Annotated in this window: 18 protein-coding genes; 11 read left to right on the plus strand and 7 right to left on the minus strand. The window is 28.4% G+C overall.

From position 1 onward, the window contains the following. Nucleotides 1–135 precede the first annotated feature (135 nt). Entirely contained in the window at nucleotides 136–1326 is a 1191-nt protein-coding gene (locus tag RT575_RS04830) for a phosphoglycerate kinase (protein ID WP_313579239.1), read from the minus strand. A gap of 538 nt (nucleotides 1327–1864) precedes the next feature. On the opposite strand from RT575_RS04830, the gene rpiB reads away from it, so the two are divergent. From rpiB to RT575_RS04850, 4 genes are all read left to right on the plus strand, one after another. Beyond that, complete coding sequence (gene rpiB / locus RT575_RS04835; protein ID WP_313375753.1) at nucleotides 1865–2296, plus strand: ribose 5-phosphate isomerase B; 432 nt, start codon at nucleotides 1865–1867, stop codon at nucleotides 2294–2296. Between the two features lie 721 nt (nucleotides 2297–3017). Continuing rightward, nucleotides 3018–5177, plus strand: a complete 2160-nt coding sequence (gene rnr, locus RT575_RS04840; protein WP_313384694.1) for a ribonuclease R — start codon at nucleotides 3018–3020, stop codon at nucleotides 5175–5177. 41 nt (nucleotides 5178–5218) lie between these two features. Then, nucleotides 5219–5902 carry a LysE family transporter gene (locus RT575_RS04845; RefSeq protein WP_313384696.1) on the plus strand — a complete coding sequence of 228 codons (684 nt, stop codon included), beginning with the start codon at nucleotides 5219–5221 and terminating at the stop codon, nucleotides 5900–5902. A gap of 204 nt (nucleotides 5903–6106) precedes the next feature. Then, the gene (locus tag RT575_RS04850) at nucleotides 6107–7228 is read left to right on the plus strand and encodes a hypothetical protein (RefSeq protein WP_313579242.1); all 1122 of its coding nucleotides are present in this window, start codon (nucleotides 6107–6109) and stop codon (nucleotides 7226–7228) included. A gap of 8 nt (nucleotides 7229–7236) precedes the next feature. Here the strand turns inward: RT575_RS04850 and RT575_RS04855 are convergent, their stop codons facing one another. Further along, nucleotides 7237–7644: a DUF2752 domain-containing protein gene (locus RT575_RS04855; RefSeq protein WP_313579244.1), complete on the minus strand. Its 408-nt coding sequence runs from the start codon at nucleotides 7642–7644 to the stop codon at nucleotides 7237–7239. A gap of 11 nt (nucleotides 7645–7655) precedes the next feature. After that, entirely contained in the window at nucleotides 7656–9020 is a 1365-nt protein-coding gene (gene radA, locus RT575_RS04860) for a DNA repair protein RadA (protein WP_313579246.1), read from the minus strand. A gap of 245 nt (nucleotides 9021–9265) precedes the next feature. On the opposite strand from radA, the gene RT575_RS04865 reads away from it, so the two are divergent. Together RT575_RS04865 and RT575_RS04870 are read left to right on the plus strand one after the other, a co-directional pair. Next, entirely contained in the window at nucleotides 9266–9832 is a 567-nt protein-coding gene (locus tag RT575_RS04865; RefSeq protein ID WP_313579248.1) for a hypothetical protein, read from the plus strand. 264 nt (nucleotides 9833–10096) lie between these two features. Next, complete coding sequence (locus RT575_RS04870) at nucleotides 10097–12259, plus strand: S9 family peptidase (RefSeq protein ID WP_313579250.1); 2163 nt, start codon at nucleotides 10097–10099, stop codon at nucleotides 12257–12259. Between the two features lie 171 nt (nucleotides 12260–12430). Here the strand turns inward: RT575_RS04870 and gltX are convergent, their stop codons facing one another. Beyond that, nucleotides 12431–13939: a glutamate--tRNA ligase gene (gltX, locus tag RT575_RS04875; RefSeq protein WP_313579252.1), complete on the minus strand. Its 1509-nt coding sequence runs from the start codon at nucleotides 13937–13939 to the stop codon at nucleotides 12431–12433. Nucleotides 13940–14243: 304 nt separating this feature from the next. On the opposite strand from gltX, the gene RT575_RS04880 reads away from it, so the two are divergent. The 3 genes from RT575_RS04880 to RT575_RS04890 are packed head-to-tail and all read left to right on the plus strand — an operon-like array spanning nucleotide 14244 to nucleotide 18705. Continuing rightward, on the plus strand, nucleotides 14244–15914 hold the full coding sequence (locus RT575_RS04880) for a regulatory iron-sulfur-containing complex subunit RicT (RefSeq protein ID WP_313579254.1): 1671 nt from the start codon (nucleotides 14244–14246) through the stop codon (nucleotides 15912–15914). Between the two features lies 1 nt (nucleotide 15915). Beyond that, nucleotides 15916–16359, plus strand: a complete 444-nt coding sequence (locus RT575_RS04885; protein WP_313579256.1) for a gliding motility lipoprotein GldH — start codon at nucleotides 15916–15918, stop codon at nucleotides 16357–16359. A 6-nt stretch (nucleotides 16360–16365) separates the two neighbouring features. Continuing rightward, nucleotides 16366–18705 carry a transglycosylase domain-containing protein gene (locus tag RT575_RS04890; RefSeq protein WP_313384704.1) on the plus strand — a complete coding sequence of 780 codons (2340 nt, stop codon included), beginning with the start codon at nucleotides 16366–16368 and terminating at the stop codon, nucleotides 18703–18705. Between the two features lie 66 nt (nucleotides 18706–18771). On the opposite strand, the gene RT575_RS04895 is transcribed toward RT575_RS04890, so the two are convergent. After that, nucleotides 18772–20532 carry an Ig-like domain-containing protein gene (locus RT575_RS04895; RefSeq protein WP_313579258.1) on the minus strand — a complete coding sequence of 587 codons (1761 nt, stop codon included), beginning with the start codon at nucleotides 20530–20532 and terminating at the stop codon, nucleotides 18772–18774. Nucleotides 20533–20559: 27 nt separating this feature from the next. Further along, nucleotides 20560–21225: a double zinc ribbon domain-containing protein gene (locus tag RT575_RS04900; protein WP_313579260.1), complete on the minus strand. Its 666-nt coding sequence runs from the start codon at nucleotides 21223–21225 to the stop codon at nucleotides 20560–20562. Between the two features lie 40 nt (nucleotides 21226–21265). On the opposite strand from RT575_RS04900, the gene RT575_RS04905 reads away from it, so the two are divergent. Continuing rightward, entirely contained in the window at nucleotides 21266–21712 is a 447-nt protein-coding gene (locus RT575_RS04905) for a 6-carboxytetrahydropterin synthase (protein WP_313385110.1), read from the plus strand. Next, complete coding sequence (locus tag RT575_RS04910; protein WP_313579262.1) at nucleotides 21688–22518, plus strand: UDP-2,3-diacylglucosamine diphosphatase; 831 nt, start codon at nucleotides 21688–21690, stop codon at nucleotides 22516–22518. Before RT575_RS04905 ends, RT575_RS04910 begins: the two co-directional genes overlap by 25 nt. Here the strand turns inward: RT575_RS04910 and RT575_RS04915 are convergent. Next, nucleotides 22450–23394, minus strand: a complete 945-nt coding sequence (locus tag RT575_RS04915; protein WP_313579264.1) for a DUF6427 family protein — start codon at nucleotides 23392–23394, stop codon at nucleotides 22450–22452. The genes RT575_RS04910 and RT575_RS04915 overlap by 69 nt on opposite strands. Between the last annotated feature and the right edge of the window lie 5 nt (nucleotides 23395–23399).

A 23399-nucleotide genomic window follows, 5' to 3' on the forward strand; every position in this document is an offset into this window, starting at 1 on the left:
TACTATAATGAATAAACGTTAATTTATCTATAAATAAACATGTTAATAATCAGTTATTAATAATATAAATTAATTTAAACGCATAAAAAAATCGGGCTAAATACCCGATTTTATGCTTTTAAGAAATTTTCTATTTTAATTTAAAATAGCTGCAACTCCTGGTAATTCTTTTCCTTCAAGAGATTCTAACATAGCTCCTCCTCCTGTTGAAACATAACTTACTTTATCATCATAACCAAATTGTTTAACAAAAGCAACAGAATCACCTCCTCCTACTAAAGAAAAAGCACCATTTTTTGTTGCTTCAGCGATTGCATCTCCAAGAGCTACTGTACCTACAGCAAAGTTTGGCATTTCAAAAACTCCTAATGGTCCATTCCATAAGATAGTTTTAGATTGTGCAATTACATCTGCAAATAATTTAGAAGACTCTGCTCCAACATCCATTCCCATCCATCCGTCAGGAATTTCATCTGATTTTACAGTTTTTTTGTTAGCATCATTATTAAAGTCATCAGCAATCACATTATCTACAGGTAAAAATACTTTTACATTATGCTTTTCACATTCTGCCAAAATTTCTTTTGCTAAATCTAATTTATCATTTTCAACTAAAGAAATTCCTATTTTACCACCATCAGCTTTCACAAAAGTATATGTCATTCCTCCACCAATAATTAAGTTATCAATTGCTGGTAAGATATTGTTAATAATTGTAATTTTAGATGATACTTTTGATCCTCCAAGTACTGCTGTTACAGGTTTTTCACCACTAGTTAACACTTTATTGATAGCTGTTAATTCTTGTTCCATTAACAATCCAAAACATTTATTTTCTGGGAAAAATTCAGCAACAATAGCAGTAGAAGCATGTGCTCTATGAGCTGTTCCAAATGCATCATTTACATAAATATCTCCAAAACTAGCTAAAGCCTTTGCAAAATCTTTATCTCCTTTTTCTTCTTCTGCATGAAAACGAACATTTTCTAACAATAAAACTTCACCTGGTTTTAGATTTGCTACTTTTTCTTTTGCATCATCACCAATTACATCATTAGCAACAATTACATTTACACCTAAAATTTCAGTAACTTTTGATGCAATATGTTTTAATGAATACTTATCATTAAATTCTCCTTTTGGACGTCCCAAATGGCTCATTAATATTACAGCACCTCCATCTTTCAATATTTTATCAATTGTTGGTTTTGCTGCTTTTATTCTAGTATCATCGGTTACATTTAAATTTTCATCTTGTGGAACATTGAAATCAACACGCACTAATGCTTTTTTATTGTTGAAATTGTAATCATTGATCGTTTTCATTATTTTGAAATTTTGGTTTAGACAAATGTAATCAAACTTTCATTGAAGAGTATAAAATCTCTCTCTCCAATTTTCAACTATTAACAATACATAATAATTATATTAGATTATAAATTTTTAAAAAATTAAAAAAAAAGAAAAATGCTATTACTATTAGCACTGTTAATATGTGGATAACTAAAATGAGATAAATTTTATTTAATTACAATTAACAAGCTATTATTTGTAATTTTGTTTTGTAATGAAAGAGTTAGATATTCTATCAACATTTTATTAAAATGGTTAATAAACAACTTTTGTTAGCAAGATGTTTTGTGAAAACTATTCATAACGATGTGTAAATCTTTTATGCCAAAATGAAAAGTTTTACTTGACTTGAATTGTTTTATTTCTAATTGGAAATTGTAATTAGAAATCCAAATTTTTTGATCAAAAAGTTATTAGTTTTATTCAGTCATCTTTTAACAAATTATAAAATTAATTTAACAATTGATTTACAATTATTTAAACAAAAACAACAAAAATAGCTGTTAATTATATGAAAATTGCAATAGGATCGGATCACGCAGGATTCGAATATAAAGAAAAATTAGTACACTTCTTAACAAGCCAAGGTTTTGAAGTAGAGGATTTTGGAGCGTTCTCAACATCAAGTGTTGATTACCCAGATTTTGCTCACCCAACTGCACAAGCTGTAGAAGATGGAAAAGCAGATTTTGGAATCTTACTTTGTGGAAGTGCACAAGGTGTTACAATGACTGCAAATAAACACCAAGGTATTCGTGCTGCATTATGTTGGATGACAGATATTGCTCGTTTAGCAAGACAACATAACAATGCAAATGTTCTTACTTTACCTGCTCGTTTCATTGCTTATGAATATGCAGAAGAAATTGTAAAAACATTTTTAGAAACTGAATTTGAAGGAGGAAGACATCAAGGACGAGTAGATAAAATTGCTTGTTCTTAATATATTATAAGAATATAAAAAAGCACGAAATAAACTTCGTGCTTTTTTATATTTTCTACTTTATATATCTGTTGTTTAAACTTATAGTATAATGTCATTCCTCAATCTGCTCAACATAATATTAAAACAATAGACAATATAATTGTTTACAAATCAATAAATCTTCGTTTATACTAATTCATAGTATTTATTGGGCAATTCCTATGGATCAGGCTTTTCATTGCAATCTTTGCTCATCGCAAAGGATTTCCATTTCAATCATTATTGCAAATATTCTTTTATTAGAAAATATAATACAAATAACTATAAAATATAAGTCATTAACAATGTTTATAACCTAATTTAATAACTGTTAATTAATTGTTATTTAGTAAAATAAATCTATTTTAAATTGTTAATAGGAGATAATAACATTCGCTTATTCAATCTATTTTATTAAAAACTACAATCAGATAAAGATGATATCATTTTTTTTGGCGTAATTTTAGTAAATATCTTCTTTAATAAGAATTATTCTTATCCTTATAATAATATATAATTCATAGTTAATTGTTAAATTAGAAAAACTAAAACTACCTTTGCAGTGGTTATGTAGTTATTAACACCTTATCAATAGTTATTAAAATAATATTGATTATCATTGTTTTAAAGTGTTTAGTTATTAACTATTTTATACAAATCTCTCAAAATATAATGAAGAGATTTTTGAAAAAATCAAATTATGCCAAGAAAAAATTTTAAAAATAATAGGGCTAAAAAAGACAAAAACATTACAAAGTTTACAAAGTCTATCATAGAAGTTTTATTTCAGAACCCAAATAAGCCCTTAAACTATAAACAAATTGCTTCAGCCTTAAAACTTACAAATAGAATTGATACAGAATTATTAATTAAAAATTTGAATGTTTTATTAGCCGATAAAAAAATATCAGAAGTAGATAGAGGAAAATATAAAATAAATGCAACCAAAGATTATATGGTTGGTATTGCAGATTTAACAGCTTCTGGAAATGCATATATTGTAATAGATGGTTTAGAGCAAGATGTTTTTGTACAAAAAGGAAAAACAAAAAATGTTCTAGCTGGAGATACAGTTCGTGTTTATGTTTATCCAAAGAAAAATAAACACTCTTCTAAAGTAGAAGGTGAAATTGTAGAAATCGTAGAAAGAAATAAAACGGAGTTTACAGGAATTTTCGAATTAGGAAAAGAAGGAAAATATGGTTTTGTAACCATGCAAAATGGAAATCATGATTTCTTTATCCCAAAGGAAAAAATTAATGATGCTAAACCAGGAGAAAAAGTAGTTGTTAAATTAACGAATTGGCCAGAAGGTTCTAATTCTCCTTTTGGAGAAATTACGCGAATTTTAGGGAAACCAGAAGATACAGATGTAGAAATACATGCTATTTTATTGGAATATGATTTACCAGATAAATTTCCTGACGAAGTAGAACAAGAAGCAGATAATCTAGATACATCTATTGATGAAGCTGAAGTTGCACATCGTAGAGATATGCGAAATATACCAACATTCACAATTGATCCAAAAGATGCAAAGGATTTTGATGATGCATTATCTATCAGAAAATTAGAAAACGGAAATTGGGAAATAGGTGTTCATATTGCTGATGTAACTCATTATGTAAGACCTGGAACATTAATAGAACAAGAAGCATACAAACGTGCAACATCTGTTTATTTAGTCGATAGAGTTGTTCCTATGTTACCAGAAATACTATCTAATGTTGCATGTTCTCTAAGACCAAACGAAGATAAATATACTTTTTCTGGAGTTTTTGAATTAGATGATAATGCAAAAGTTGTAAAAACGTGGTTTGGTAGAACGGCAACACATTCAGACAGACGTTTTACTTACGAAGAAGCACAAGAAATTATAGAAGGGAAAGATGGAGATTTTAAAGATGAAATTTTAACTTTAGATCGATTGGCAAAAACAATGCGTCAAAAACGTTTGAAATATGGGGCAGTTAGTTTTGATAAAGTAGAAGTTAAATTTGATTTAGATCAGGAACATAATCCTCAAGGAATTTTCTTTAAAATGTCCAAAGATTCTAATAAATTGATTGAAGAATTTATGCTTTTATGTAACCGTAAAGTTTCAGAATTTATAAGTCTTGATAAGCATGGAAAAGAAAATGCAAATACTTATATATATCGAGTGCATGATGATCCTAATCCAGATAAATTATTAGATCTTAAGAATTTTATTCGTCAGTTTGGTTACGAATTAGAAATTGGTGATAGAAAAACAACAATTAATTCTATGAATAAATTGTTGGCAGATGTAAAAGGAAAACCAGAAGAAAATATGGTTGAAACCTTGGCTATGCGAACAATGGCAAAAGCAAAATATACGACAGAAAATATAGGACATTACGGTTTAGCATTTGATTATTATACGCATTTTACATCGCCAATTCGTAGATATCCAGATATGATTGCGCACCGTTTACTACAAGATTATTTAGATGGTAAAAAATCACCAGCTGCAGCTGTTTATGAAGATAAAGCTAAACACTGTTCTTCTAGAGAAAAAATTGCGGCAGAAGCAGAAAGAGAATCAATAAAATATATGCAAGTAAAATACATGCAACAATTTGTTGGGCAAACATTTGATGCATTTATAACAGGTGTACAAGATTATGGAATTTTTGTTGAAATACCAGAAACAAGATGCGAAGGGTTAATAAGATCTAGAGCTATGAAAGGGGATTATTTTGTTTATGATGAAAAAAATCATGCCCTAATAGGTAAGCAAACAAAAATAAAATATCAGCTTGGAAGCCCGGTAAAAATCAAAGTTTTGAGTGCTGACTTAATTAAGAAGCAATTAGATTTTGAGCTAGTTAATGCTTAGTTTTCATTATTTAAGCTTATCTTGCAAGCCTTAATTTAGTTATGGAAATAATTTTTTCAGCCATACTGATAGGTTTTTTATTAAGTACAATTCTTATTGGACCTGTTTTTTTCTTATTGATAGAAACAAGTTTACGTAGGAGTTGGAAGACCGCTGTAGTATTAGATTTAGGAGTAATAGCTGCGGATATTTTATGTATTTCGGCAGCATATTTTGGAAGTAAAGATTTTACTGGTTATATAACCAATCATCCCAAGTTTTATAGGATATATATAATAGGAGGATTTTTTGTTCTCATTTATGGGATTTTTATGTATTTCTCTAAACCAAAATTACATATAGAAGGAGAAGTTGATTGCGGGAATAATAATTACGTAAGAACATTTTTCAATGGATTTATAATGAATTTATTGAATGTTGGTGTTATCGTTTTTTGGTTTGTAATTGTTTCTTCAGTATCAATACAGTATCCTAATGCATGTGATTTTATGTTATATATGGGAATTGTTTTATTAACCTATTTTACAATTGATTTAGGTAAAATATTTTTAGCCGGAAAATTACAGAAACGTTTTACAGATCAAAAAGTATTTTTAGTAAGGAAAGGAGTTGGAATTTGTCTTTTAATTTTTGGAGTAATTATTATTCTAAAAGGTTTTGGCTTCTTTAAAGAAATTGATCAAAAAATTGAACATCAGTTGATGAATCAAGAACAAATAAAATAAAAATAGATTCTGAATAGAATCCGAGAAAATAATGTTAATCACAAACATGATTATACAGAAAAAGCAATCTATTTAGGTTGCTTTTTCTGTATACTTTGGAAAATGACCTCGTGATAAAACAACATGATCATGTTGTGATTTTTTATAAAAAATAAATTATAACTATATTGGTTCTAATTTTAAGAAAGATAGAACATAAGTTGAATGAAATTTTTATATATTTTTTTATTATTCAGTAATTTTACTTTTTCACAAACTACTAGTATTCAATATACATATGATTATTTGGATGGAAATACAAAACCTATTTATAGTTTTTGGAAAAAATATGTAGAATTAAGAGCTAATAATAATTTGAGCTATAAAAATATGTGGGAGAATGGAAATGAAGATTTATTGATTAGTCTTTCAGGATATTCTCCTAATTTTTTTGAAATGTATACTAATAATAAATTATTATATATAAAGCCAATAATTGATAATAAATATGAAATAGCATCAATGTTTTATTGGATTCAGGACGAAGTAAATGTAAACCTTATTTCTATTGTTAAATATATTGTAGTATATAAAAATGGAGAATATAAATTAGAAAATTTTTTAGAAAATTCAACTCAAAATTGGAATAAAAAGAATGTAGGTTTAATCAATTATTTTTATCCAAAAGATTATAAGTTTAGTATTAAAGAAGCAAAAAAAGCAAATAAATTTATATATCGCCTTAATCAATTATTTGATTTAAATAATGAAAAAATAGATTATTATATTGCAGAAAATTGTGATAAACAAACAGAAATAATAGGGCTTGATTATATTGCTACTAAAGGATTAATGAAAGAATGTGGATATTTTGATAAAAATAAAAATATCCTCTTGTCAACATATTATGCTGGGGAGTTTTATAAACATGAATTAATCCATTTAATAAATAAGAAATATATAAATTCTCATTATTTATTCTTAACAGGATTAAGTGTTTATAATAATTCACCTAAGGCTAGTTTAGGTAAATCAACTAAGGAAGTATTTAAAGAATTTAATAAGTTTATCTATGAAAAACCTGATTTAAAATTATCTTTTACGCAAGATTTCCCTAAAATAAATAATATAGGAACAGAATATATTATATCAGCTATATTAGTTGATGAAGTTTTAGAAAGAGGAGGATTAGAGTTATTAAAAGAAGCTATGAATACTATTAATTCTGATGATCAGTTAAATGATTTTGTTGAAAATGTATTAAATATAAAAGATCAGAATGAATTTATTAGGAAAACTAGTTTAAAATTTGAAAAAGACAATTTTAAATTTAAAATAGATTTATGAATATCTATTTAATAAACTGGAGCTAAATAAGTAAAAGGAACAAAAGGAATATTTCTTAGAATTGAGTAAATGACTAGAAAAATTAAAAAATTTCTAGTTGTTCTTGAAGAAAAACTTAATTTCTGAGAAAATGGTTCTTTAAGAAATAGATTTCCAATCATGCTATAATATCCAATAATAGCAAAATATAATACAATAGGCAATATAATATTATATCGCAAAGATTCTAGAATATGTCCGTGTAACAATAATGAAAAAGCTCTTTGTCCACCACAACCAGGACACCATAAACCTGTTACAGAATGAAAAATACATTGTATAGGAAATGAATTTTGATTACCATAGAAATTCAAAAATACTATACCACCCAAAATAGGTAATAAAGTTGCAAGACTATAAATCAAAATTCGTTTCATAATTTATATTTTTATTGAAAAAGCATACGATAAATATCTTCTACTTTTGATATACGAACAATTCTGATTCCGTAATCTGTATCTTTTATTTTATTGTATTTAGAGACAAAAATAACATCAAAACCGAGCTTTTCTGCTTCAGTAATTCGTTGTTCTACACGATTTACAGCACGAATTTCTCCACTAAGACCAACTTCACCAGCAAAGCAACAATTATCTGGTACCGCAGAATCTTCGCTAGAAGAAAGAATGGCTGCGATGACAGCTAAATCTATGGCAGGATCATCAACACGAATTCCACCAGTAATGTTTAGGAAAACATCTTTCATATTCAAACGGAAACCTGCACGTTTTTCTAAAACAGCCAAAAGCATATTTAGTCGTTTAGCATCAAACCCTGTAGCTGTACGTTGTGGAGTTCCATAAACAGCTGTAGAAACCAAGGCTTGTATTTCTATCAACATAGGACGAACACCTTCTAAAGTTGCAGCAATAGCATTTCCACTAAGTAATTCATCTTTTTTAGTAATCAATACTTCCGATGGATTAGTAACTTCTCGTAATCCAGCTCCTTGCATTTCGTAAATACCAATTTCTGCTGTAGATCCGAAACGATTTTTATTAGCACGTAAAATTCTATAAATATGGTTTCTATCTCCTTCAAATTGTAAAACAACATCAACCATATGTTCCAAAATTTTAGGACCAGCAATTACACCTTCTTTAGTAATATGTCCAATTAATATAATAGGTGTATTGGTTTCTTTAGCATATTGTATCAGCTCAAAAGTAGTTTCTCTAATCTGAGAAATACTTCCTGGAGAAGATTCAACATACGATGTTTGTAATGTTTGTACAGAATCAACAACAATTAATTGAGGTTGGATTTCCTTAGCATGAGCAAATATTTTTTGTGTATTTGTTTCTGGTAATACAAAACATTGATCAGATTCTATTCCAATACGCTCTGCTCTTAGTTTTACTTGCGAAACAGATTCTTCACCAGAAACATATAATATTTTGATGGTATCTAATTTTAAAGCAACCTGAAGCATTAATGTAGATTTTCCTACACCAGGCTCTCCTCCTACCAAAATAACAGAACCAGGAACAATACCGCCTCCTAAAACACGATCTAATTCTTGATTTTTTGTTGAGATTCTTGTTTCTCCAAGTGGATTTACTTCACGGATATTTAATGCGAAATTTTTCTCTTTTTTATCAGATTTATCTTTCCAAGATTTTTTTTCTTCGCCTTTATCTACTATTTCTTCTACAATGGTATTCCATTCTCCACAACTTTTACATTGTCCCATCCATTGAGAAGTTTGTGTTCCACAGTTCTGACAGAAATAGGTTGTTTTTGTTTTAGCCATTGTATGTTATTTTATTACACAAAAATAAGTTTTTACAACGACAAGATATGTTGTTATAAAAAGAATTATACATTAGTATTAATAAAGTGTGATTTTTTTAGATTTCTTATTATCTTCATTTATTCCTAAAAAAATATCTAAACCATGTATGAATATTTTTATTAAACTATGGTTTATAGTAAATTAAGTATAAATATTCTACATTTGGTTTTTAATAAATATTACAATTATAATAATTTAGAATAATGAATGAATTTCCAAAAGAAGAATTTTTAACTGATTTTTTAAGAAAAAAGATTGTTCAAGAAGAACAATTTAATCAGTGGTTACGAATTCTGTTTTATCTAAACAATGAACTTACTAAAAAATGGGATTTTGTCTATCAGGATATGTTTTATATTAAATTTTATGAGGTTATGACAGAAGGATTTTCATATGCAAATAAAGTTTTTGAAGATTTAAAAAAAGGTGAGAATCAAAATAAATTAGAATTTTATGAAGAACTAATAAAAGGATTAACAATAATGAAATCAGAATTACAAGAGGATGAATATAATTATATAGAATATAGGAGACATAATATCTGTCATATTTTTCAAAATGGTTATGAATATATACAAGATAATTTAAAAATAAAAAAAGAAATAAAGGGTAAAGATTTACAAAAAATTAAAAATGAATTTGAAAAAATAATTGATAAATATGGAAGTGATAAAAATTTTGATATTTTCTTGAACAAGAAACTTCAACCTAATTTAACACAATTGTATACTAAACTAATAGGTATACACAACAAACAATATAATCTTTAAAAGTTAGTATAATAGCTATAACATTATAATTGATATAATGAATAACTAAATTTTCTTATTTTCACCTCAAACATCTCCAATCATATCAAACAAGAATAGCTAATTAACAACAAAATTCTATCAAGATATAAATATTGATAAATAAGACATATTAATTATGTAAAAATCTTAATAATTTATAAATCACCCTATAAAAATATAGCCCCAACTATTCTTTTCATTATATTTGATTGATAGAATATACACATGTTATAGGACACAATTATGAGAAAAATAATTTTTAGTTTAGCTGTATTTGCAGTTAGTATATGCTCTTTGGCACAACAAATTACAATAGAAGGTATTTATGGAGGTAAGTATAGAGAGAATTCTTTGTATGGAGTAAACTCTTTGAATGATGGAGAAAACTATACTGTTCTTACTCGTGATGGACTTGTAAAACGCTCGTACGAATCTACATTAATAAAGAATCATCAAGTAGCAGATAATATTTTAGTTGCTGGTACTTTCGAAGGATATGAATTTAGTGCAGATGAACGTTATGTATTACTACAAACAGAATCTAACTCTATATATCGTCATTCATTTACAGCAAAATATGAAGTGTATGATACGCAAACTAAATCTAGTACAACTCTTTTTGATGGAAAACCTATTCAAGAGCCATTATTTTCTCCAGATGCTTCAAAAGTAGCATTTGCTTTCGAAAACAACTTATACATCCAAGATCTTAAAACGAATAAGATAACTCAAGTAACCAAAGATGGTGAAAAAAATAACATCATCAATGGTATTAATGATTGGGTGTATGAAGAAGAATTTGGTTTCGTAAGAAATTTTGATTGGAATGCAGATGGAACTTCATTAGCTTTTGTTCGCTTCGATGAATCGAAAGTAAAAGAAATTAACCTTCCTATTTATTATCATAACTTATATCCAAAAGAATTACGTTACAAATATCCAAAAGCAGGTCAAGATAATTCTCTTGTAACATTACATGTTTTTGATACAAAAAATAATGCTACAACAAATGTAGATTTATCTTCTGTTCAGAATTATTATATCCCAAAAATTAAATTCTCTAAAAAATCGAACTTATTAACAGTTGTAACTTCTAATCGTCATCAAAATAATGTTGATGTATCTTTTTATGATTTAAGTTCAAAAAAAGTGAATAAGCTTTTTACAGAAACAAATAAAGCTTGGATAGAAACTGATGCTTTGACATTAGAATTTTTACCAGATAATACATTTTTATGGACTTCAGAGCGTGATGGAAACAACCATATCTATCATTATGCAGACAATGGTAAATTAATTAATCAAGTAACAAAAGGAGATTGGGAAGTCACAAGTTATTATGGTTACAATCCTGCAAACAAAACTGTTTATTACCAATCAAATGCCAATAATGGAAAACGTATTTCTACTGAAAGACAAATTTTTGGAATCCATTTAGATGGAAAGAAAAATACAATGTTAACAAAGAATAACGGTACAAATTCAGCGGCATTCAGTAAAAATTATACTTATTTTATCAATACTTTTTCATCAATCAATACACCAAGAACAACTAGTTTGGTTAACTCAAAATCAGGAAAAGATTTAGGGGTTATTGTAGAAAATAGTCAAGTAAAAGATAAATTAACAATAGACAATGTAGGAACAAAAGAATTATTTGTTCTAAAAACGGCTGAAGGTAATGAGTTGAATGCTTACGTTATAAAACCAAAGAATTTTGATCCAAACAAAAAATATCCGGTTTTAATGTATCAATACTCTGGTCCAGGATCTCAAACTGTAAGTAACTCTTATTTTAATACCAATGATTATTGGCACTTAATGTTAGCACAAGAAGGATATTTAGTTTTCTGTGTAGACGGACGAGGAACAGGATTTAAAGGAGAAGCATTCAAAAAACAAACATATTTACAATTAGGTAAATACGAAGTAGAAGACCAAATAGCTGCAGCAAAAGAACTTGGTAAATTACCTTACGTAGATAGTGCTCGTATCGGAATTTGGGGTTGGTCTTTTGGTGGCTTCATGGCTTCTAACGTATTGTTCAAAGGAAACGATGTTTTCAAAACTGCAATCGCTGTTGCTCCTGTAACCAATTGGAGATATTATGATTCTGTTTATACAGAACGTTTCATGAGAACGCCGGAAGAAAACGCATCTGGTTATGACGATAATTCACCAATCAATTATGTTGATAACTTAAAAGGAAACTTTTTGTTAATTCATGGTTCTGCTGATGATAATGTTCATCCACAAAATACATTCGAATTGTCAGAAGCATTAGTTCAAGCCAATAAAGATTTTGATATGGCAATTTACACCGATAAAGATCATGGTATTTATGGTGGAAAAACTAGAATTCAGTTATTCCGTAAAATGACAAATTACATCAAAAAGAATTTATAATACCAAGTTATTAAATTTTAGTTGGGCGTTCCCTTCGGGCGGGCTTTCCGTTGCAATCTTTTTCTGAGGAAAAAGGATTTTCACTGCAATCCCTAACGCAAAATCTAGTAATTATTAAAATAAAAAAACCGTAATCTCTGATTACGGTTTTTTTAGTATCTATGAATTATTTTAGCCTAAAACCTCAATAATTTTATTTATTCTTGCTATTGTTTCTTCTTTACCCAAAGTAGCCATAATTACAGGAACATCAGGACCTTGTAATGCACCAACTAAACTTAATCGTAAAGGCATTCCAATTTTTCCGAAACCTATTTCTTGTACCGTTACAAAATTAGCCATAGCATCATGCAAAGTATCTGCATCAAATTCAGATGAATTTAATACATCAATAAAACTTGTCAAAATAACTTTTGAATCATCTTTCCAAGCTTTTTTAGCAGCTTTTTCATCATAAGAAGAAGGAGCTATATAAAAGAACTGTCCTTGTGTATAAATATCTTTCACAAAATTAGCTCGCTCTTTCAATAATTCGATTACTTTTTTATCCAAGTTTACATTTGCTTCAATTCCATTTTCTTTTAAAACTTCCTCAAAAGCAGGCAATAATTCTTCAACAGTTTTTTGTTGTAAATATTGGTGATTAAACCAAACAGCTTTTTCTGGAGAAAAACGAGCTCCCGACTTAGAAACTTTTTCTAAACTAAATGCTGCAGTTAATTCTTCTAAAGAAAAAATCTCTTGGTCTGTTCCAGGATTCCAACCTAATAAAGCTAACATATTAAGTACAGCATCAGGGAAATATCCTTCTTGTTTATATCCTTTTGCTATACCTTCTTCGGTTTCCCATTCCATTGGGAAAACAGGGAATCCATGTTTATCACCATCACGTTTACTTAATTTTCCTTTACCTTCTGGTTTCAAAATCAAAGGTAAATGAGCAAAGCGAGGAGCTTCCCATCCAAAAGCATCATAAAGCAATTCATGTAATGCCATAGAAGGTAACCATTCTTCACCACGAATAACGTGAGAAATTCCCATTAAATGATCATCCACAATATTAGCTAAATGATAAGTTGGCATTCCATCTGATTTAAATAAAACTTTATCATCTAAAGTAGAAGCATCGATAGAAATTTTACCACGAATCATATCATCTAATAAAACCGTACGCTCGTCATCAATTTTGAAACGAACGACAAAAGGAGTATTATTATCTAATAATTCTTTTGTTTCCTCATTTGTTAAAGAAAGAGAATTTTTAAGTTTATTTCTTGTAGACCAATTGTAGATAAAAGTTTCTTTGTTAGCTTCTGCATTTGCTCTAGCTTCATCCAATTCTTCAGCAGTATCAAAAGCATAATATGCTTTTCCATTTTCTATTAATTGGTCAACATATTGCTTATACATTTCTTTACGTTCAGATTGGCGGTAAGGACCTAATTCTCCTCCAAAACCAACACCTTCATCAGGTATTAAACCTAACCATTGTAAAGAATCTATAATATATTGTTCAGCTCCTTCCACGTAACGTGTTTGGTCTGTATCTTCTATTCTTAATAAGAATTTTCCGTTGTGGTGTTTTGCGAAAAGATAATTGTATAACGCTGTACGAACTCCTCCTATGTGTAATGCACCAGTTGGACTAGGCGCAAATCTTACACGAACTTCTTTTGCCATTGTATGTAATTTTTTGCAAATTTAAGCTGTTCAATTCTATATTAGGCATTTATTACGAATAATAATTTACTTTTTTAAATAGTCATTTTAAAATTAAAGCTTCCAAGAAATTATATTTTGGATTAATTTTTATAATAAATATATCTTTCAAAACAATTAAAATTCTAAAAAAATAAAATATAAATAATTGATATATATATGTTTGTTTTGTTTTTGTAAATTCAATTGTTCATATAAATGATTTCATGTAAACAGAAAAATATTTTATTACCTTTGTGTAGTTAATTATAAAAGAATTAGAAGCATGGGATGTGGATCTTGTGGAACTTCTAATGGACTTCCGAAAGGATGTAACAATAATGGTGCTTGTGGCACTGATGGTTGTGGAAAATTATCAGTTTTTGATTGGTTATCGAATATGCAACTTCCAAATGGACAAGAAAAGTTCAATTTTGTGGAAGTTCGTTTCAAAAACGATCGAAAGTTTTATTATAAAAACGAAAACAACATATCTCTAAATATTGGCGATGTTATCGCTGTTGAAGGAACACCTGGTCATGATATTGGGGTTGTTACACTTACGGGTGAGTTAGTTAGAATCCAAATGAAAAAAAAGAATCTTTCGTGGACAGCGGAGGATGTAAAGAAAGTTTATCGTAAAGCGAATCAGAAAGATATAGAAACTTGGCAAGAGTTTCGTGATAGAGAAAAACAAACAATGATTGATTCTAGAATTATGGCAAAAAACCATAATCTAGAAATGAAGATTTGTGATGTTGAATATCAAGGTGATGGAGCGAAAGTTACATTTTATTACACAGCTGAAGGTCGAGTTGATTTCCGTCAATTAATTAAAGATTATGCAGGGAAATTTGGTGTAAGAATTGAAATGAAACAAATTGGTTTCCGTCAAGAGGCTGCTAAAGTTGGTGGAATTGGATCATGTGGACGAGAATTATGTTGTTCTACATGGTTAACTGATTTTAGATCTGTTAGCACAGCAGCAGCTCGTTATCAACAATTATCTATCAATTCTCAGAAATTAGCTGGACAATGTGGTAAATTGAAATGTTGTTTAAATTTTGAGTTAGATTCTTATCTTGATGCATTAAATACTTTTCCTTCTATGGAAAGTCGTTTTGAGACTGAAAAAGGATGGGCACAATGTGTTAAGATTGATGTTTTTAAACGAGAAATGTGGTTTGCTTATGAAAGAGGAGGTATTGTTTGGTATAAATTCTCTGTAGGTGATATTCAAGAATTTTTAGCTTTAACAGCAAAAGGAATTAAAACAGAACCTTTAGAAGATTTAGCTAAAAACTTAGAAGAAGTTAAACCTGATTTTACAGATGTAATTGGAGAGGATTCTTTAGAACGATTTGAACGTAAAGAAAAACAAAATCGTAAAAGAAAAAGAATTAAAAAACAACCTTCTAATTCAAACGATAAACAAAATAATAAGCCTCAACAAGCTAAACAAAAACAACAAGTTGAAGGAAAAGATAAAGATTTACAAGTAAATTCTGATCAAAAACCAGGAAAAAATTCTAATCAAGGTCAACCAAAAAAGAACAATCAAAATCGACCAAATAGAAATACAAACCCTAATCAGAATAAATCTAATAATCAAGCTAATTTAGGAGATCAATCTATAAAGAGAGTCCCTAATAATAACCAAAATAAGGAAAAAATAGTAGAAGATTCTGATCAAGTAAAACAGGAAGGGAAACCTCGTAATCGTAATCAACAAAAACGAAAACCGAATAATCCTAATCAGAATAAACCAAATAATCAGTTGAATAGTGCTGATGAATCTGTTAAAAAGCAGCCTCAACATAAAAACAAAAATGTTGAGAAAAAAGTAAATAATTCAGATGAGGAAAGTAAAAATCCTCAATCGAATCCAAATAAATCGAAGAATCGAAATAAAAAAAGATTTAATCGTGGGCAAAAACCAGATAATACGCAAGAGTAGCTTGTTTATACTTGTTATCTTTTTATTGTTTAGTTGTGAAGCAAAACATTATTATCAAGAGACAAAAAATGTAAAAAATGAATGGAAAAATACAAAGCCAGAAACATTTATTTTTGATGTGAAGGATAAAACACCATCATCTTTTAACATAAAATTTGTACTAAGGAATAATACATCGTATGAATATAGTAACTTATATTTGTTCACTAAATTCATTGATCCAAAAGGTAATGAAATGATTGATACTTTACAGTATTATATTGCAAACCCTGATGGAAGTTGGATTGGTAAAGGTATGACTACGAAAGAAATGATGTTGGTCTACCGAGAAAAATTACCAATTAAAGATTCTGGTCGTTATCAGCTAAAAGTTTGGCAAGGTATGCGAACAAAAAATTTGAAAGGTATTGAAGATATAAGTTTGATTGTTGATAAAGCTGAATAATACAGAATGAAAAACAGTAAAAGTCCTAAAAATAATACAGCCTCTAAGGCAAAGAAAAAATTTAATAGTTATTCCTTAGTAAAAAGAATAATAATATTAATTTGGGTAGCATTTTTTGCAGGAATATTAGGAATCTTTGGAATATTTTGGGCTGCATCTAATGGTTTATTAGGTGAAATTCCAAATGTTAGAGATTTAGAAAATCCTGATATTTATGTTGCATCAGAAATAATTTCTTCTGATGGTGTTTTATTAGATCGTTTCGAAGCAGAAAGAAGAACCCCAGTTGAATATAAAGAATTGCCTCCTTATTTAGTAGATGCATTATTGGCTAAAGAAGATGTTAGATTTTTTGATCATTCTGGTGTAGATATTAAAGCTGCATTTCGTGCAATATCTTCTGTCGGAGAATCAGGTGGAGGATCTACAATTACACAACAATTAGCAAAACAGTTGTATACAAAAGATCCATCTTCTAATAAAATTAAACGTGGAATACAAAAATTAAAAGAATGGGTGACTTCTGTACAGTTAGAAAAATTGTATACAAAAGAAGAAATCATTGCGATGTATTTTAATAAGTTTGATTTTATATATGGCGCAAAAGGTATAGAATCTGCTGCAAAAGTATATTTTAATAAAACGACGAAAGATTTAAATTTAGACGAAGCTGCTACATTAGTTTCTATGTTTCAAAACCCTGTTGCTTATAATCCTATTAAGTATCCTGAAGTATCTAAAAAGCAAAGAAATCTTGTGTTAAATCAAATGATGAAATACAATAAAATTTCTCAAGCTGAAGGAGAAGCTGCTAAAGAAGAACCTTTAGTGACTGATCGACAAGATATAATGAGGCATGACGATTCTCACTCAGCTTATTTTAAATCTGCTTTAAGAAAAGAAATTAAAGATTGGATGGTTGATTACGAAAAAGAAACTGGAAAATCATATAATCTTGAAAAAGATGGACTTAAAATTTACGTAACATTAGATTCTAGATTACAAGCATTAGCAGAATCAGCTGTTCAAAAACAGTTAAAAGTTTTACAAGATCAGTTTTTTGGTGAGCAAAGAGGAAGAAAATTAGCTCCATTTTATAACGTTTCTGCAGCTAAAAGAGAAAGTATTTTTAAACAAGCTATGCGACGCACTGACTTGTATAAAAAAATGAAAGATGAAGGTAAGTCTGAAGATGAAATAACAAAAGTTTTCACTACTCCTAGAGATTCAGTTCAATTCTTTACATGGGATGGAATTAAGTACAAAAAAGGGAAAACTTTAATGGATTCTATAGAATATCATAAACATATATTACAAGCAGGTTTAATGTCTATGGATCCAAAAGATGGAACTATAAAAGCTTGGGTTGGAGGAATTGATTGGAATTATTTTAAATTTGATCACGTAAAACAAGCTCGTCGTCAAGTAGGTTCAACTTTCAAACCATTTGTTTATGCAACAGCAATTAATCAATTAGGATTATCACCATGTTATCAAGTTTCTAATGAAAGAATACCTGGAAATTGGTCACCTAGAAATGCTAATGGTAGATATGGAGGTTCTCAAGATTTAAGAACTGCCCTAGCCTATTCAACAAATATTGTTGCTGCACGTTTAATTATGCAAACAGGAACACAACCTGTAATTCAGATGGCTAGAGATTTAGGTGTCGAATCTCCTATTATTAACGATAATACAATTGCATTAGGATCTGCAGATTTATCTTTATATGAAATGGTTGGAGCGATGAGCGCTTTTGCTAATGGAGGTATTTACATTAAACCTCAGTTAATTCTTAGAATAGAAGATAAACAAGGAAAAGTAATTAAAGATTATACTCCAAAAACACGTGAAGTTGTAAATGAATACGTAGCTTATACAATGATTGATTTAATGAAAGGTGTTGTTGAAAGAGGATCTGGTTCTCGTTTGAGAAATAGATATAATCTTACTGCTGAAATTGCTGGTAAAACTGGTACAACTAATGAAAATTCTGATGGTTGGTTTATGGGATTAACCCCTAACCTAGTTACAGGAGTTTGGGTTGGAGCTGAAGATCGTTTTGCTCACTTCGAAAGTACAGCTACAGGACAAGGAGCTAACACAGCTTTACCAATTTGGGCATATTATATGCAAGGTGTTTATAAAGAAGGTGGTAAATTCGGTGTAACGGCAAGTGATAAATTTGATAAACCTAAGGATGTTGAAAAACGTTGGGATTGTTCGAGTAGCCTTGGTTTCCATCAATACGATGAACAAAATGATCCAGGGCCATTAATTGAAGGAAGTGGAAGCGAAAGCGTTGGCGAAAATTACGAAGTTCCGAAAGAAACAATAGAAGAATAATAATAAAATTATATAAAAAAAATCCCAATGAATTTCATTGGGATTTTTTTATAGATAACTACTAAATTATTTAGTAGTTTTATTTTCTTTATTTGTAGAAGTTGTTTTTCTCTCTTCACCTTCTTTCAATTCTCCTTTCTCTAATCTTTTTCGATCAGATTCTTTATCATCACTTGGTAAAGTAACAGGTTGATTAGCTTGTCCTAAAATCCATGTTTCAGATGAATCCCACATTGCTCGAGTTTTAATAGGTTCTGGATATAAATAAATAGGTTCTGGCTGTCTACCTGTTAAGAAGTCACCTGTATCCCATCTTCCGTTTTCATTCTCATCAACTAATAAACGAAATAAATATTCAGCTGGTTCTATATAATTAAACTCAAAATATGCAGTATTTGCTTTGTAATAAGTTTCTTCTAGAACTGTAAAATCTTTATCATTTTTTAATAATTGTAGAACAAATGGTTTTGTAGGAGCATTTTGTAGTGTTAACTTTAAGTTACCAAAATCTGCGCGTGTTCCAGTACTTATAGGATATGCAATTGTATCATTTTTTTCACCAAATACATCTATCATTCCTTTAGGATAAATATTAACTTCAAATTTTTCATCTAAATTTTTATCAAAAGCAAAATTTATAATTTGAGGATTAACAGAATCAATTTCAACTTTGAATGGAATAGCTATTGTATCTTTAAAAAAATGAATTTTAGAAATATCTAATTTAGTTATTGGTGTATTTGCCTTTATTTTAAATAATTTATTTGGGGCTAATTTCTTATCATTTTGAGGAACAAATTCTAAATTATGTTCAATATTAGATTTTGAATATAAGGTACTTATTGTATCAATTTGATCTTTATGCTGAACAAGGAAATCAATTTTAGTAGATCTTCCTGAAATACTATCAACAGAAGGGTTAAACCAAAAATTTATTGAATCTTGTTTTGGAAATTTCTGAATTAATCCTGTTTTAAATTCTTTTGACAAAGGAGTTATTTTTACATCTTCCGTAGCTCCTGTTGTTTTTATGGATACTAATCCCTCTTGTTTTGAAGTAGCTTCGGGTTTTCTATATGCTGGTTTTTGATTAAATAAAACTAAATCAAAACTTTGATTAGAATTTAAGTCTACTTCTTCATTACGAAAACCAAATAATTCTTTACCAAAATCATACATTACATTTTCTACTTTATCTTGAAATGCAATTAATTTATATTTACCAGTTGCTAAATAATTAAGTGTATATTCTCCATTTTTATTTGCTCTTGTTATATAGTAGGGTTTCTTTTTTAAGATAATACTATCTTTATATTCATCATCTACTTTATATAGCCCGATTAATATCTTTTCAGGAATTTTAAAATCATAAGATGAATTTACTTTTCCTTTAATTTGAAGAGAATCAATAAATTTACCTGTTGAAAAAACATATTGAAAATTTGAAAGAATATTATTTTCATTGAAATCTTGAACCGCATCTCCAAAATTGAAACTATAAGTTGTATTTGGTAATAAAGGTTCATTAAATTTTATTGAGATAAACTTTTTACCTAATGCTTGTGGACTTACAGTTGGAGGAGTTTGAAACGATGGAGAAACGACAACGTTTTTACTGTAATCTTTCAAGACGATATACTCATCAAAATTTATAACAGCTTCTTTTAAGTTAATATCTACATTTGTAGATACCGTATCAGGAGTTGCATTAATAAAAACAGGAGGTTTCTCATCTTTTGGGCCTCCAGATGGTGTAGCTTGCCTTGCACAAGAAATTACCATCAAAATAATTAATAATAATAGTGAAAAACGTGTTGTCTTATTCATGGCTGCAAGTTAATAAAAAGCTTGTTATTATGCACAAGCAATGGAAATTACACTTATCTTAAAATTATTTAAAGAATTAAATTTTTTTATAGCAGAAACTAATGTAGCTCCAGTAGTAATAACATCATCAATAATGATATAATGTCCAGGTAAAAGTTTTGGATTTATTTCGAATGCATTTTTTAAATTTTTAATTCTGTTTTTTTTATTTTCCCTTACTTGTGAAGAATTATATTTTGTTCGGACTAATCCATCAAAAAAATATGGAATATTATTGTTTTTAGCTAATGTTTCAGCAAAATAACCGACTTGATTATAACCTCTTTTTTTTAATCTTTTCTCATGAAGAGGTATAGGAATTATTCCATCATAATCTGATAAATCAATATTTATCAAATTAGCTAAATCAATACCAATATCAGGTCTATTTCTGTATTTCATTTCATGAAGAATCTTTTGTGTATTATTTTTATGTTTGAAATGAAGTAGTGAATAAGCTGTTTCTACTTTTGATAAATTTATTAATTTATGGTACAAATCATTATTCTGATTTAATTTCCAATGAGTAAAAGGAAGTTTTGTAGAACAGTTTGTACAAAGAAATTGACTTGGTTGGATTACTTCTTGACAATCTATGCAACGCATAGGGAAAAATAAATCAACGAAAGAATTAACGATTATTTTGATTTCCATTACCTTTGCATATTAAAGTTTATCTATAAATTTAATGAAAATTATAAGACTTACAAAAGCATTTACTTTTGAAACTGCGCATGCTTTACATGGATATGATGGAAAATGTAAAAATATTCATGGACATTCCTACAAACTTTTTGTAACTGTAAAAGGGATTCCATCAGAAGATCCTAATGATGTAAAACTTGGAATGGTTATGGATTTTGGTGATTTAAAAAAAATAATTAATAAAGAGGTTGTAGACTTGTTTGATCATGCAATCCTATTAAATCAAAATTCTCCTCATAAGGGTTTAGGTGAAAAACTATTAGCTGAAGGTCATCACGTTGTATTTACTGATTATCAACCTTCTTGTGAAAATATGATTTTATGGATGGTTGATAAAATTAAAGCTCAATTGCCACAAAACATAGAATTGGTTGCTCTAAAATTACATGAAACTGAAAATTCTTACGGAGAATGGTTAGCGGAGGACAACCAATAAATATACAGCTTGAAGCTGGAAAAAAAGCTTATTTTTCTTCGGATCATCATTTTGGTGCTCCGAATGAAAAAGATAGTTTAGAGCGTGAAAAGCTTTTTATAAAGTGGCTTGACGAGATTAAAGATGATTGTGGTGTTTTATTTTTAATTGGCGATTTATTCGATTTTTGGTTCGAATATAAATATGTTGTACCAAAAGGTTTTGTTCGTGTATTAGGAAAGCTCGCTGAGCTATCAGATAAAGGAATTCCTATTTATTTTTTTGTAGGTAATCATGACCTTTGGATGAAAGACTATTTAGAAGAACAAATTAATGCCATTGTTTTTAGAGATAAGCAAGATTTTTTTATTAATGGAAAAGAATTTTTTATTGTTCATGGAGATGGAAAAGGTCCTGGAGATAAAGGATATAAAAGGATGAAAAAGATTTTTACTAATAAAATATGTCAGTTTTTATTTTATTTACTCCATCCAGATCTAGCTATGTGGTTAGGAATTACAGTTTCTAGAAAAAATAAAATGATTTCTGGAGATGAAGATGTTAATTTCTTAGGAATAGAAAATGAATGGTTAATTTCTTATAGTAAAAAACAACTTGATAGAAAGCAATATGATTTTCTAGTTTATGGTCATCGCCATTTACCAATGGATATTGCAATTGGACAAACACACCATATTAATTTAGGTGATTGGATCAACTATTTTACATATGGTGTATTTGATGGTGATACATTTGATTTAAAAACTTACATCAGTAATGAGAGTGAAGAATTTAGGAATTCGATCATAAAAATTAAAGATCAATAAACAAATTAAATATATCCAAATATAAGCTTCACTAAGCCAAGCTATTTTAGGTCTAAATTCACTAAAATATCTTGTCAACATTATCATCACACAAAATGATAAAAAGGATAAATAAGTGTCGTTATTGTTCCAAAAAAAGATATAAGTAATTAGAATAGTAAAGAACATTAAGTGTATAAATAAGTATATTCTCTTTTTTTGAGCAGATAATTTATTTCCTGTTTTTATTTGGTGAATAATTGAAAAAATTAATATTATTCCAATAGGAATTAGAAAAATTTGTTTTAATTCAAATTGAAATAATCTAGGTATTAATTGTTCTTTATAAAAATCTAATAAAAAATAATAGTCTAATAAATAACTTATTTGAACGATCACTAATATAGGAACAATAAAACCTAAAAAACCCAAAATAGGGATTTTTGGTTCTACAACCCTCAATGTTAAGAAATAAGCAAAAATTATAATCCCGAGAAAAATTAATGGAGGACAAAGCAATATTGCAAAAGACATGAATAATCCGATGTCAAATGCTTCATAAATGTCGTTTTTTTCAGATTCAAAGTACAATAATTTAGCACTTACATAAGTAATTAATAATAAACTACCAGCAATCCGATAATCTAATAATCCTACAACAAAAGGCATTAACCAAAGTGAATATGTAAATACTGGAAATGATGTAGAACTTAACAAATCATTCTTAAAATCAATATAGATAACGAATATGACTGTTAAAAAAGTTAGAAAAACTCCTAGTTTTTCTAAATCACTTAAAACAATAGTGTTAAAATTTATCATTCCAAGTCCCATAAATAGAACAATGATAAAAATATGTATAAAAAAATTTCTTTTGTAAAGTAGATTAACCAACATTTTAT

This window comes from Chishuiella sp. (assembly GCF_032109125.1).
GTDB lineage: Bacteria > Bacteroidota > Bacteroidia > Flavobacteriales > Weeksellaceae > Empedobacter.